Source organism: Bradyrhizobium sp. LeoB3, from assembly GCF_055456055.1.
This window is the reverse complement of record NZ_JBVBEF010000039.1, coordinates 1-13,834: the sequence shown is the minus strand read 5'-3', so window position 1 is coordinate 13,834 and position 13,834 is coordinate 1. Positions and strand designations below refer to the sequence as shown.

Here is a 13,834-nt window from a genome sequence, read left to right as displayed (position 1 = left end):
CGCGCTTGGCACTCCTCTTTTGGATGACCACGTGAAGTCCGCGCTTTCTCCGCGGCAGGCAAACGGCGGCAACAGCGCGCTGCGCGCCAGGCTCGACAATACTCAGATCATCCATTTCTTGAGTATCACCGTCGTGCGCGGCGATGACGCGCGAAGCGTCGGCATCCAGGGAGCGCACCGGCAACCCGAGAACTCCTTCATCATCATAGAAGCGAGCGTCGATGGGGGCATGGATCGCGCTATCGATAAAATCGCAGCGACGATGAGGCCAGAGCTTGAAACAATGCTGGCGGAAGCCGGCGTCCCATATAAGGGTCTGGAGATCTCCGATCTGCTTCGCAATCACCGTCATGATGTCGGTCAAGGATGGTTCTCCACACCCGGCCTGAACTACGACGGCACGCCCGGAATGACTGTTCAACGTATCAAGCAAGAAGCGGAGTTGGCAGACCAGATAGAGGATATGCTCCAGGACAGGCCTCGCGGAGGCAGTGCATTGAGCGTGCTCGAGGACGTACGTTCAAAGCTTTGGGACAACGGCGAAAAATGGGCGTTTGTCGAAGAGCCGGCTCCCTGCCTCCAGGCAAACGGATTCAGTAGCTGGGGCTTCTACTGGGGTTTGGCCAAGTCCGCCATTGCCAGTCTGGCGTGGCCATTTCTGCTGGTTATCGCCGTCCCGGCGCTGATTTTCCTGCTGTCGCTCGTGGTGCCCGAGCTCCCGACCCGCTTCCTGGCAGCGATCCTGATCGCTCTCATTGTCATTGTTCTTGTAGCAGCGGCCGCCGGCTATGCCTGGCTGCGCCATCGCGAGAAGACCGACGTTTGCGACGACATCGCACCGACAGCAGAGCACGTCGAAAAGCTCATGAGGCGTGAAACCTTCGGCGCGCAAAATCACCTGGCCGCATCCTCGATTATGAAACCCGGCTGGTTCCGCTGGCTGACGCTAAGAGTCGGACTTTGGGGCGCCGGCGCCATCGCGGCATACGGCTCCCGGCCGAGCTTTTTGGGATCGACAGGCGTCATTCATTTCGCACGCTGGATTCTGCTGCCCGGAACGAACAAGCTGCTTTTTATGTCGAACTACGACGGGGCTTGGGAAAGCTACCTGGAGGACTTCATCGAGAAGGCACACGATGGAGTGACTGGCATATGGAGCAATACGCTGGGATTTCCAAGAACCGAGAATCTGTTCTCGAAGGGCGCAACCGACGGCGACCGGCTCCGGCGGTGGACGCGCCGCCAGCAGCATCCCTCCTGGTTTTGGTACGTTGCCTATCCGAAGCTGTCGCTGGCCAGGATCCGCGTCAACGCCGCCATCCGCCAAGGCATCGCTGCGGCCCGGACCGAAGCCGACGCCGCCGATTGGCTGTCGTGTTTCGGATCGTCGCCACGACCTGCGAATGCACTGCAACTCGAGGAGATATCAACTCTCGTTCTCGGCGGGCTGGGCCGACTGCGCTTCGGCACATGCCTGTTCCTGCGGCTGCCGCCTGACAAGGAAGAGAGTAGAAAATGGCTTACCGGCGTCAGCAATGACATTAGTTATGGCGACCATCGGAACGCATCGAACGCGCTGGTCGTAGGGTTCGCGCCGAGCGGACTGCGGAAACTCGGCCTGACCGGAGAACATCTGGCAACATTCCCGGTGGCTTTTCAGCAAGGAAATGCGGCACCCTGGCGCGCGCGCACCCTCGGCGATATCGGCGCTGATGATCCCGAACACTGGCTTTGGGGTGCAGGAAATCAGAGCACGGATCGAACCGCGACAATGAGCGCTGGTACTGACGCCGGCAAGCAAGTCGATGCCGTGATGCTGATCTATGCGCGGGACCCGGAGCAGCTGCGTGATCTCGAGCGTATGCATATTGATCAAATCGAACGATGCCATGGGCGAGTTGGTTTCGGGATCAGATTCAAGGAGGTCCCGGAACCGCAGATCGCGCAGCGGCAAAAAGAGCCGTTCGGCTTTGCAGACGGTATATCGAATCCCATTATCCGCGGCATCCGATCTACGACATCGGAAGACGCTCCGCACCTCGTAGGGCCGGGTGAGTTCATTCTCGGCTACCCCGACAACCTCGGGTACACTCCTCCATCGCCTACGGTTGCTCCCGGCGACGATCCGAAGAGTGTTCTTCCCAGCGCCGGCGCGGATCTGCTGCGACAACGGCCGGACTTTTCCGAGCCCTCGGCAGCGGCCCGGCACGACCTGGGGATGAACGGCACGTTTCTTGTCGTGCGGCAGCTCGAACAGGATGTCACCGAATATCACAAGTTCCTGGACGCTGCCGAGCAACAGCTGATCAGCAGCAACCGCGAGCCAACAAACATCTCCGCAACGCGTCGCGAATGGATCGCCGCAAAAATGGTAGGCCGGTGGCAAGATGGGACGTCCCTGGTGCGCTATCCGGACGGTCCCGGAACGACGGCGGGCCCCTCGAGGTCAAGAGGGCGAGGTCGGCGGGCGGATAATGACTTCAGCTTCCGTATCGAAGATCCGAACGGGCTGCGATGTCCGCTCGGCGCTCACATTCGCCGCGCCAATCCGCGCGACAGCTTTGTCTCCGGAATCGAAAAGGAGCCCGAGGGAGCCACGAGGGAGCAAATCCAGCAGCAATTTTCCGAGCAGATCAACGAGCAGCTAAGAATCGTAAATCGCCATCGCATTCTTCGCGTGGGACGCCCGTACGAGGCGCAAGGCATACTGGACAAGCCTGGGCTTGTATTCATGTGTCTGAACGCTGACATCGAACGTCAGTTCGAATTCATCCAGCAGAGTTGGGTACTGGGGCCGAGCTTCCACGGTCTGCAGAATGAAATCGATCCCCTGGTCGGCAATCGACAAGGGTCGGAGATTTTTTCGATCCCTACTCCGGACGGCCCGATGTGGATCAAAGACATCACTGACTTCGTCAGGGTCCGGGGGGGCGGCTATTTCTTCCTGCCTGGCAAGCGAGCCCTTCGGTTTCTCGCCAACCTGCAAGAGCCTGGATAAACAGCACCTGCCGATCTTGCCCCTGATCCCGATGCTCCTGAAAGTGGAGCAGGGATATGCTATCGGTTCCGGCTTTCGCGGGAACCACGAATGCACGCGTTGACACAAGAATCTTGTTGTCGCGGCCGGCCGCGCTCGTTTACCAGTGGCGCGGGTGTTGAGGGCAATGTAAGGCGTGGTGCATCGAAACGTCAAACCGGGTCCGCGGATTGGTCGCGCGTTCAGCGACATCCTCGGCGGCAGCGCCGCCAGCGTGCTCTCGATCACCTTCGGCCTGTCCTATGCGCTCCTGATCTTCGCAGGCCCACTGTCGCCCTATCTCGCTTACGGCGTCGCCGCCACCTTCATCTCATCGGCGGTGCTGGCGCTGGTGATCGCGCTCGGCAGCTCGGTGCCATTTGCGGTCGCGGGTCCCGAGAGTTCCACCGCGGCGATGACCGCGATCCTCGCCTCCGCGCTGGTCGAGCGCGTGGCGGCCGTCAATCCGGCGGCGCCGATGCTGGCGCCGGTCCTGATCACGCTCGGGCTTGCCACCATCATCACCGGCATCGTGCTGTGCGGCTTCGGCGTGACGCGGATGGGCCGCGCCATCCGCTATGTGCCCTATCCCGTCGTCGGCGGCTTCCTCGGTGCCACCGGCTGCCTGCTCGTGCTCGGCGCCATCAGGGTCATCACGGGCATGGAGCTGAAGTTTGCGACGCTGCCTCAGTTCGCAAACGTCGTCACCATCGCCGAGCTGTCGGCCGCCTGCGCCATGGCGCTGATCCTGTACCTGACTTGGCACCGCTCGCGCAGCCCGTTCGGGCTGCCGGTGATCCTGGTCGGCGGCGTGCTCATCGGCCATCTCGCATTCTGGATCGTCGGCCTCACGCCCGCCGAGGCGCAGGCCGCGGGCTGGACCTTTCAGCCGCCGCCTCCGACCAGATTCATGCTGCCGTGGAGCGCGGAGAATTTCGCTGACTATCCCTGGTATGCCGTGCCGGACCTGCTCGGCAATCTCGTCGCCGTCGTGTTCGTGACGGCAACCAGCACCCTCTTCAACACCACCGGCATCGAGGTCGCCGCGCATCGCGAGGCTAACCTGGAACGGGAACTCAATATCACCGGCCTTGCCAACATCCTGACCGGCGCCCTGGCCGGTTACGCCGGCTGCACCTCCACCACCCGCTCGCTGCTCAGTCTGAACAGCGGCGGCACTGGCCGCCTTTGCGGCGTGACAGTCGCGGCCTTCTCGGTGCTGATGCTCGCGGTCGCGCCCGAGTTGCTCGGCTACATGCCGAAATTCGTGCTCGGCGGCCTGTTGATCTATCTCGGCGCCGATCAGCTCCACAAATGGATCGTCGAGTCGCGACGGCGGTTGTCGAAAACCGAATATGTGTCGCTGCTCGCGATCATCCTGATCATCCTGCAATGGGGCTTCGTCGCGGGCGTCTTGATCGGCGTCGTGATCGGCTGCGCCACCTTTGCCTTCAGCGCCGCGCGGATCGAATCGATCAAATATGGTTTCGACGGCACCGAGTATCGCAGCTCGCTGGACCGCTCGCGCGATGATCTCGACCTGCTGGCGGACCATGGCAGCGCGATCCAGGGCCTGAACCTGCAGAGCTATCTGTTCTTCGGCTCGGCCAACCGGCTCTACCAGCACGTCAAGGCCCTGCTCGCGCGCCATCCGGAATGCCGTTATCTGGTGTTCGACTTCAAGCTCGTCACCGGCATCGATTCATCGGCAGCCTACAGCTTTGCACAGATCAAGCGCTGCGCCGACGAGCGCGGCGTCAAGCTGCTGCTGGTGCATCTGGCGCCAGCGGCCGAAAAGACGTTGCGCGCGAGCGGCTTCATTTCCGGCGAGGTCAGGATCGAGCCCGAGCTCGATCATGCGCTGGAATGGTGCGAGAACGAGATCATCGCCGAGCACCGCGGGCTGGAGCAGGAGGAAGCGAGCCTGCGCGACTGGTTCACCGAAATTCTCGGCTCCGAGCCGGAGGCGAGCGCGCTGATGCATTATTGCGAGCGCGTCGAGGTCGATGCCGGAGAGACCATCGTCCGCGCCGGCGACCTCGCCGAATCCATGCATTTCATTCTGGACGGACGCGTCGGCGTGATGGTTGCGGCCGATGATGGCCGCCCGACCCGCGTGCGCAGCCTCGGCCGCTACACCACGATCGGCGAGATGGGCCTGGTTTCGCAAACGCGGCGCAGCGCCACCATCCAGGCCGAGGTCGCAAGCGTGCTCTATGTCCTGAACACGCATCAGTTCGAAGCGCTCAGGGACGACGACCCCGCGCTCAGCCACAAGCTCCTGACCTATTTCGTCTCGATCATGGCCGAGCGCCTGAGCTTCGCCAACCGCACCATCGCGGTGCTGCGGCGATAGCAAGGTTCGTAGCCCGGATGGAGCCAACGGGTCGCGCGAATGCGCGCCCGATGACAGGCTCCGCGCAATCCGGGGTTCTCGCGCTTGGCTCCGGTGGAAATTAATCACTTGTTAACCATACGGTCGCCTAATGCGAATGATTTGGGGGGTATTTAGATCCACCGCCCCGGCGACGCGAACGAAGTCGATGCCTTTGTCGGCCGATCTTACGTTCCTTTGCCAGGCTGACGGTTCGCGTTACGGCTGTCCTACGCGGAGCAAAAAATGTCCGGAGAGAACGATCTAGTGGACACTCTCAGCCGCGATCTCGATCGCGCGCGCGGAAAGCGCGACGCACTTGCATCCGATGTCACGACACTGACGGCTCAGATCGCCGAGATCGAGGCCCGCCTTTCTGAGGAAAGAGTTCGGCGCGAACGCAATCACGTTTTGGGCGAAATCGAAGCGATAAAAAAGCGAATCGCGCAAACTGGCAAAGCGTTTACACCTGTCATCAGCGAGCTCTGCGAGGCGACCGAGATGGCGGCGGCAGTCGTGCCCGAAGCTCGCGAGCTCAATAATTTTCTATCATCCGTCGCGACCGAAGTCGAAGCCGTCATCGATCCCTTGTTGCGCGAACTGGACCGACGCGCGGATGCGGTGCGAGTTGGCCACGCTGCGCTGGATCTCCCGCGCCTGGCCAATGAGGCGCCGACCGAGCTGCCAAAAGATAATAACGATCGCCTGCTTGGCTTACTCCGTCTTCCAGCATGGCTGTCGCGCAGCAAGGAGGTTGGAAATAGAGAAGCAGCAGAGAACCCGGGCAGCACAGCCGCGTAAAACATCGGCGCGCTGCGCACCTCAAGGAAGACCCTCGATGCTCGTGTGACGGACTTTTGCAATCCGTCTACTTCCGGCAGTTGGACGTGCTCAGGTGGCCTTCCGGCGCAGGAAGGCCGGGATATCGAGAAGGTTTTCCTCGACCAAATTCCGCCCAGGAGCGGAGCGGCCGTACGGATCGACGCCTTGCGGAGCCGCATGGCGCGCATGTTCCGAAATCGGCGCTGCCGGTTCAGGGTGGCGGGTCGTCGGGCGGAGCGGCGAACGCTCTGATTGAGGCACCGGTGCACGACGCTCGATCCCATTGGCAATGCGACGGTTGTCGTTCTGCAGCCGGCCCGCAAGTTCGGTAACTGCGCTTTCCACCCGTTGCGCCCGCTGCGCCGGGCCAAGATTATCGATGCCGGTCGCCACCACGGAGACGCGGACGATGCCTTCCAGGCTTTCGTCGAAAGTGGCGCCGATGATGATGTTGGCGTCCGGGTCGGCCTGTTCGCGAATGCGCGTAGCGGCTTCGTCGACCTCGAACAACGTCAGATCCCTGCCGCCGGAGATGGAGACGATGAGGCCGCTGGCGCGCTTGATCGAGGGGTCCTCGATCAATGGATTGGAGATCGCGGCCACGGCGGCGTTGAGCACGCGCTTCTCGCCGGAAGCCTCGCCCCTGCCCATCATGGCTTTGCCCTTCTCGCGCATGACCGAGAGAACGTCGGCAAAATCGAGATTGATCAGACCTTCCTTGACGATCAGATCGCTGATGCATGCCACGCCCGAATAAAGCACTTGATCGGCGAGGACGAAGGCATCGGCGAATGTGGTTCTCTCGCTGGCGACCCGGAACAGGTTCTGGTTCGGGATGATCAGCAGCGTGTCGACAGCCTTCAGCAGCTCGGCAATGCCTGCTTCGGCAACGCGCATGCGGCGCTGACCCTCGAAGTGGAATGGCTTGGTGACGACACCAATGGTGAGAATGCCAAGCTCGCGCGCGGTCCTGGCTATAACGGGTGCCGCCCCAGTGCCCGTACCGCCGCCCATGCCGGCCGTGACAAACACCATGTGCGCGCCGGCCAAATGATCGCGGATCGCATCGGTCGCCTCTTCGGCCGCAGCGCAGCCCACTTCAGGCTGCGCGCCGGCGCCAAGACCCCCGGTCACCTGGGTGCCCATCTGAACGATGCGCGTGGCCTTCGACATGCTGAGTGCCTGCGCGTCGGTATTGGCAACGATGAAGTCGACGCCTCTCAGCCCACTCGCGATCATGTTGTTGACGGCATTGCCGCCGGCGCCGCCGACCCCAAACACGACAACGCGCGCCTTCATTTCCCTGATATCGATGGTCTGGGTCATTTTTGCCTCACGTTGCTCCGGCAAGTCGGGAATGAGAGGGTAAGGATCAGCTATCTACAAGCCCTGCGGTCTGTTTCCACTTTGGTTCTCAATCTTCGCCGCTAATGGGCGATGTTGCCTGACGTCGCTTGGCAAGCGAACGAGCAGCCTCTGGCGGGACTGTCAGGCGGGCACCTGGAGCGGCATATGTCAGCGCCTCAACGGACATCGGCTGTTCTCCTAGAACGAACCGGGCGGCAATCGGCTGATGATGACCGGGCGATGACCGCAGGCTAGGCTGCGTTGGTTAACAGAGTGTTACCGGGTGTGTATGATCTCACTCAGCAAAAGGCCGCCCGGAAAGAGCGACTTTTCCGTCTCACAGTAGCCTGTAGGGTGGGCAAAGCGACTTTCACGCACCGTCATTGAAACAGACGCAGGTGTAAGCGTGCCCACCATCACGAGTGGAATGCGGAAGGTGGGCACGCTTCGCTTTGCCCGCCCTACGCGACTTCGGGCTGTCATTCCGGGGCGCGCGAAGCGCGAACCCGGAATCCATTCATCCACCTGGCTTTGACGCCCGATAGATTCTCGCGACTTCGTCCACGAGCGGAGTGCGGATGGTGGGCACGCTTCGCTTTGCCCACCCCACGCGGCTTCGTGCCGACGACGCCGGATTACACGCCCGCCATCATCACGTATTTGATCTCGACATATTCTTCCATGCCGTGATGCGAGCCTTCGCGCCCCAGGCCGCTCTCCTTGACGCCGCCGAACGGCGCGACTTCGGTCGTGATCAGGCCGGTGTTGACGCCGACCATGCCTGATTCCAGCGCCTCCGCGACGCGCCAGACGCGGCCGAGGTCGCGTGAGTAGAAGTACGAGGCGAGGCCGAACGGCGACTTGTTGCACATCGCGATCACGTCGGCCTCATCCTTGAAGCGGATCACTGGCGCGAGCGGGCCGAATGTCTCTTCCTGCGACACCAGCGCATCCGACTTGACGTCGGAGAGCACCGTCGGCTCGAAGAAGGTGCGGCCGAGCGAAGAGCGCTTGCCGCCGGTGACGACCTTGGCGCCGCCCTTCACCGCATCGGCAATGTGCCGCTCGACCTTCTCGATCGCTTCCATGTTGATCAGCGGCCCCTGCACCACGCCCTGCTCGGTGCCGTCGCCAATCTTCATGGCGGCAACCTTCTTCGAGAGCTTCTGCACGAACTCGTCGTAGATCTTGTCCTGGGCATAAAGGCGGTTGGCGCAGACGCAGGTCTGGCCCATGTTGCGGTATTTCGAGACGATCGCGCCCTCGACCGCGGCATCGATATCGGCGTCATCGAACACCACGAAGGGCGCGTTGCCGCCGAGCTCCAGCCCGAGCTTCTTCACGCCGACCGACGCCTGCCGGTACAGGATCTTGCCGACCTCGGTCGAGCCGGTGAAGCCGACGAAGCGCACGGCAGGATGCTCGCACAGGACCTTGCCGATCGGCGGCGCATCGCCGGTGATGATGTTGAACACGCCCTTCGGCACGCCGGCCTTCTCGGCCAGCGCCGCCAGCGCCAGCGCCGACAGCGGCGTCTCGTTGGCAGGTTTCAGCACCACGGTGCAGCCGGCGGCAAGCGCCGGCGAAACCTTGCGGGTGATCATCGAGTTCGGGAAGTTCCACGGCGTGATCGCGCCGCAGACGCCGATCGGCTGCTTGATCGCGAGCAGCCGCGCATCCGGCCGCTGGGTTGGGATGGTCTCGCCATAGACGCGGCGGGCCTCCTCGGCGAAAAACTCGACATAAGCGCCGCCGATATCGACCTCGCCCAGCGCCTCGGCCAGCGGCTTGCCCTGTTCCGAGGTCAGGATCAGCGCCAGGTCCTCGCGGTTGGCGATGATCAGTTCGAACCATTTGCGCAGGATGTTGGAGCGCTGCTTGGCCGTCAGCTTGGCCCAGGCCGGGAACGCGCGTTCGGCGGCTTCGACGGCCTTGGTGGCGTCATCGGCGCTGAGTTGCGGGATCTGCACCAGTTCGGCGCCCGTAGCGGGATTGTTCACGGAGAAGACGGGCGTTCCGACCCAGGCGCCATCGATGAAGCAGCGCTCGCGCAGCAGCGAAGGATCTTTCAGGCGATCGCGAAGCGAGGTTCCTGATTGCGAAGCGCGTGCGGCAACGGGCGGATTCATGGCGTCACTCCTGGCATTTTCTGGGCGTTGTCGCCCAAAGATAAGTCGAAACCGGTCGCAATGCATCGTCCGCTGAGGGCGGATGCGTCAAGCAATTTTGCGGGTGTGCGGGAGCCGCTGGAGCGTTTTCGAGCGAAGCATAGCCTCGGACTTGATCCGAGGCTGGACACCGGTTCGCTGCGTAGACTTATCCGCGCAAAAAACGCACCAAAACTAGCAAGCTTCGGTTCTGATTCAATCAGAACCGAAGCTCTAGGCCGCGCCGTTCAGATAGGTTTCGCGACGCCCGATCATACGTTCCGCCGCCGCCTTGGCATCGGCCTTCGAGGACGTCGCGCAGGTGCGATATTCGAGGTCCGGCAACTTGGCCGGGTCACGGCGGCCGAACCACGACCTGGGCGCGACCTGGAGCAGCGCCAGCGCCTGCGCGACATTGTCGACCGCTTCGAAGGAGTGCAACGCGCCGGTGCCGGCGTAACGGACCTCGTAAAGGCCGGGGCTGATCGGGGCTTCGATGTTCTCGCCCCGGCCGGGCCGGGGATACCGTTTCCACTCACTCCACGTCGAGATCATCGCCACATCCTGCAACTTCGAAAGCAACCATTTGCTTCAAAACATTCAGACCAGAAGCATAGTTTGCCTTGGAATTAGAATGCGTTACATCACGAAACCATTGACGGGAAGCAATACCAAATCACGTTATCGTGGACGGTTCCTGGTTGTCGTCGCTGCATTTCCGCTGACATCAAAATCCGCGAGCGGCCGGCTTGCGGGACGCGCCACACGGTAAGAAGATCAAGCCTCCACAACAACAATCAGGAGGCGCCCCATGCAGAGCAAAGCTCAGATCGATCAGCTTCTCCGTCAGAAATGCGACGCGAAGGAAGTCCCCGGCGTGGTCGCGATTGCTGCGACCGGCAACGAAATCATCTACGAGACCGCGTTCGGCAAACGCGACCTCGGCAAAGACGATGCGATGACGACGGACAGCGTGTTCTGGATCGCCTCGATGACCAAGGCGGTGACCAGCGCAGGCGCGATGCAACTGGTCGAGCAGGGCAAGCTCTCGCTGGACGAACCGATCGGCAAGGTGCTGCCTGATCTGGCTTCACCGCAAGTGCTCGAAGGCTTCGATGCCGACGGCGAGCCCAAGCTGCGGCCGGCCAGGACGCCGATCACGCTGCGCCACCTGATGACCCACACAGCGGGCTTCTGCTACCACATGTGGAACGACGACATGGGCAAGTATCTCGCAAAAACCGGGATGCCCGCCGTCACCACCTGCAAGAACGATGCGCTGAAGTTGCCGCTGACGACAGATCCGGGCACGCGCTGGGAATACGGCATCAATATCGATTTCATCGGCAAGGCCGTCGAGGCGGCGAGCGGCAAGCGGCTTGACGCCTACTTGCGGGATCACCTGTTCGCGCCGCTCGGCATGAGCGATACCGGATTCAAGATCACCGATGCGATGCGCCAGCGCCTTGTCGGCATGCATGCGAGAGCCCCCGACGGGACGCTGGCACCGATCCCGTTCGAGCTCGAGCAGGAGCCGGAATTCCATATGGGCGGCGGCGGCCTCTATTCGACTGCAGGCGACTACATCAAGTTCACGCAGATGATCCTGGGCAAAGGCCGCGGCAACGGCAACCAGGTGCTGAAGCCGGAGACGGTGGCGCTGATGGGCCAGAACCACATGGGCGATCTGAACGTCACCAAGATGATCTCGGCCGATCTCACTTTGTCCAACCATGTCGATCTCTATCCGGACATGGACAAGAAATGGGGCCTCAGCTTCCTCATCAACACTCTGAAGACGCCGGAGGGACGCAGCGCCGGCAGCCTCGCCTGGGCGGGCCTCGCCAACACCTATTACTGGATCGATCCGGCGCGCGATGTCACCGGCGTGATCCTGATGCAGCTCTTGCCGTTCGCCGACGGCAAATGCCTGGAAGCCTTTGCGGGCTTCGAGCGCGGCATCTATGCCGGCCTCGACGCCGACAGCGGCAAGAGGGCGGCGTGATGACGTAGGGCGAAATCAGCTTTTCGCCTTCGCCAAGAGCGAAGGCGAAAAGCATGATCTGCCGCGCGCTCGCCACAGGTGGCTCAAAGCGAACTACGCGTCTGGCGGGGCAAGAAGACCAGCTACCGTCTCACGGCCTCTGCGGGATACTCAATCCACGCTGCACTGCCGGCCGTGCTAGTCCCCGTTCGAGCCAAGCAGGCACTGCTTGAAGACTGTCGAAGTCGACGAGTTCGCGCGCCTCATAGAACCCGATCAGGTTGCGCACCCAGCCAAGCATCGAAATGTCGGCGATGGTATATTCATCGTCCATGATCCACTCGCGCCCGGCGAGATGCGTTTCCATGACGCCCAGCAGGCGTTTCGACTCGTTGACGTACCGCTGAAGTGGGCGCTTGTCCTCGTATTCACGGCCTGCGAATTTGTTGAAGAAGCCGAGCTGGCCAAACATCGGTCCGATCCCGCCCATCTGGAAATGCACCCACTGGATAGTCGTGTAGCGGCGAGCTGCGTTGCTCGGCAGAAGCTTGCCGGTCTTCTCCGCGAGATATTGCAGGATGGCACCGGATTCGAATAAAGGCAGCGGCTGACCATCCGGACCGTTTGGATCGAGAATCGCGGGAATCTTGCCGTTGGGGTTGAGCGAAAGGAATTCGGGCGTGTGCTGGTCGCCCTTGTTGAAGTCGACCAGATGCGCTTCGTAAGGCAGCCCGATCTCCTCCAACATGATCGAGACCTTTACGCCGTTGGGTGTCGGCAGTGAATAGAGTTGCAAGCGATCGGGATATTTCGCTGGCCAGCGCTGTGTGATCGGGAAATCAGCAAAGTTTGGCATCTCTCAACTCGCTCTTGCGGCTCGATTACGAGATAGTAGGCATCACGGCGGGTGAATTCATGGCATGACGGTTCAGCTAAGCCACGGAGTATTGCGTATCCGAACGCAGGCGTTTGGCCGACGAAATGTGGGATCGCGATCTTCGATATAATCGACATTGACTGTGCCGAACGTGGTCTGGGGCTTCTTCAAGGCCGAGCACGTCTGAACCTGGATGAACTCATTCTTGAAATCACCACGCGGAAACGCGGCAATGACCTGGTTGCGCTGCTCTGGCGTATAGTCGTCATATCCAATGCCGACGACATCAACTAGAACACCTGCGTTCGTGAGGGCTATCTCTGGCCGCATGTATTGGGGAATGCCTGGCGTGGTATGTAAGGCGATTGCTTCCCACACCAGATCCGCTTTCGGGTCCGGGATGCCATGGCTCTTGAGGAATCCGCGGGCTGCATCGGCGCCGTCGACTTCAAACCGCTTCGTTTCGGTATGGTAAGGGTGGACAAGACCCAGATCATGAAACAGCGCTGCGACGTAAAGCAGTTCAGAATCGAATTTTAGGTTCTGGCGGATTCCCTTCATCGCACCGAACACAAACACGCGAACCGAGTGGTTGAACAACAACTCGGTTTCATGTTGCCGCACGAGTTCGGCGGCCTCGCGGGCGATCTTGCTATCGGGGATCCTAACGCCAGAAATAACGTCGGCCATTGTCGAGCTCCCGTCTTCCCTATCTGCCGCTGGTTACAGGAAATAGATCGGTCCGCCCTGATCATAAAACAGTACCAAGATTGCCAATTTTGACTGTACCACCGCGGCGCAATCAGCCGCCCGCTCGCGGGGCCACAATCACCGCCGTCATTCCGGGCGCGCCTCTTGGCGCGAGCCCGGAATCTATCGAGCCGCAGGCGGAGGCGGAGAAATGGATTCTCTGATGTGCAATTGGACATCATAGCTCGATGCTTCGCATCGCCCCGGAATGACAGTGGGACGCATTGCCCAATCCTCTCCTCCGTCATGGCCGGGCTTGACCCGGCCATCCACGTTCTCTCCCGTGCGCGGAGGCAAAGGACGTGGATGCCCGGGACATCTGCGCGAAGACGCGCTTCGCGCTTTTGCCCGAGCGTGACGGCGTCGTATCGTTGGCGGGATTTTCTTTAAGCCAATCAATATGATTTGCCCGGTCCACCCCTCGCGCGAAAAACAATCCGCTTCCGTCGTCGGGCAAATCAGTGATTTAACTCCGCGCGTCTCACGGCGGATGAGGGGCGGCTCGCGATCGTCACGA

Annotated in this window: 9 protein-coding genes; 4 read left to right on the top strand and 5 right to left on the bottom strand. The window is 61.5% G+C overall.

What is annotated here, in order from left to right; translation table 11 throughout:
* The first annotated feature begins 31 nt into the window (after positions 1-31).
* The 3 genes from ACZXDY_RS23590 to ACZXDY_RS23580 all read left to right on the top strand — a co-directional run bounded on the left by ACZXDY_RS23590 (position 32) and on the right by ACZXDY_RS23580 (position 6,191).
* The gene (locus ACZXDY_RS23590) at positions 32-2,998 is read left to right on the top strand and encodes a Dyp-type peroxidase (RefSeq protein WP_464347137.1); all 2,967 of its coding nucleotides are present in this window, start codon (positions 32-34) and stop codon (positions 2,996-2,998) included.
* Positions 2,999-3,173: 175 nt separating this feature from the next.
* On the top strand, positions 3,174-5,372 hold the full coding sequence (locus ACZXDY_RS23585) for an SLC26A/SulP transporter family protein (RefSeq protein ID WP_464347136.1): 2,199 nt from the start codon (positions 3,174-3,176) through the stop codon (positions 5,370-5,372).
* A gap of 264 nt (positions 5,373-5,636) precedes the next feature.
* The gene (locus tag ACZXDY_RS23580; RefSeq protein ID WP_464347135.1) at positions 5,637-6,191 is read left to right on the top strand and encodes a hypothetical protein; all 555 of its coding nucleotides are present in this window, start codon (positions 5,637-5,639) and stop codon (positions 6,189-6,191) included.
* 90 nt (positions 6,192-6,281) lie between these two features.
* Here the strand turns inward: ACZXDY_RS23580 and ftsZ are convergent, their stop codons facing one another.
* From ftsZ to ACZXDY_RS23565, 3 genes are all read right to left on the bottom strand, one after another.
* Positions 6,282-7,538, bottom strand: a complete 1,257-nt coding sequence (ftsZ, locus tag ACZXDY_RS23575) for a cell division protein FtsZ (RefSeq protein ID WP_464347134.1) — start codon at positions 7,536-7,538, stop codon at positions 6,282-6,284.
* 656 nt (positions 7,539-8,194) lie between these two features.
* Positions 8,195-9,688 carry an NAD-dependent succinate-semialdehyde dehydrogenase gene (locus ACZXDY_RS23570; protein ID WP_464347133.1) on the bottom strand — a complete coding sequence of 498 codons (1,494 nt, stop codon included), beginning with the start codon at positions 9,686-9,688 and terminating at the stop codon, positions 8,195-8,197.
* Positions 9,689-9,940: 252 nt separating this feature from the next.
* Positions 9,941-10,261, bottom strand: coding sequence for a hypothetical protein (locus tag ACZXDY_RS23565; RefSeq protein WP_028162550.1), 321 nt, complete (start codon positions 10,259-10,261; stop codon positions 9,941-9,943).
* Positions 10,262-10,517: 256 nt separating this feature from the next.
* Here ACZXDY_RS23565 and ACZXDY_RS23560 point away from each other — a divergent pair, with 256 nt between their 5' ends.
* Positions 10,518-11,711, top strand: a complete 1,194-nt coding sequence (locus ACZXDY_RS23560; RefSeq protein ID WP_464347132.1) for a serine hydrolase domain-containing protein — start codon at positions 10,518-10,520, stop codon at positions 11,709-11,711.
* A 130-nt stretch (positions 11,712-11,841) separates the two neighbouring features.
* Here ACZXDY_RS23560 and ACZXDY_RS23555 read toward each other — a convergent pair whose 3' ends face one another.
* Entirely contained in the window at positions 11,842-12,546 is a 705-nt protein-coding gene (locus tag ACZXDY_RS23555; RefSeq protein ID WP_464347131.1) for a glutathione S-transferase family protein, read from the bottom strand.
* 72 nt (positions 12,547-12,618) lie between these two features.
* On the bottom strand, positions 12,619-13,257 hold the full coding sequence (locus ACZXDY_RS23550) for an HD domain-containing protein (RefSeq protein ID WP_464347130.1): 639 nt from the start codon (positions 13,255-13,257) through the stop codon (positions 12,619-12,621).
* Positions 13,258-13,834 lie beyond the last annotated feature (577 nt).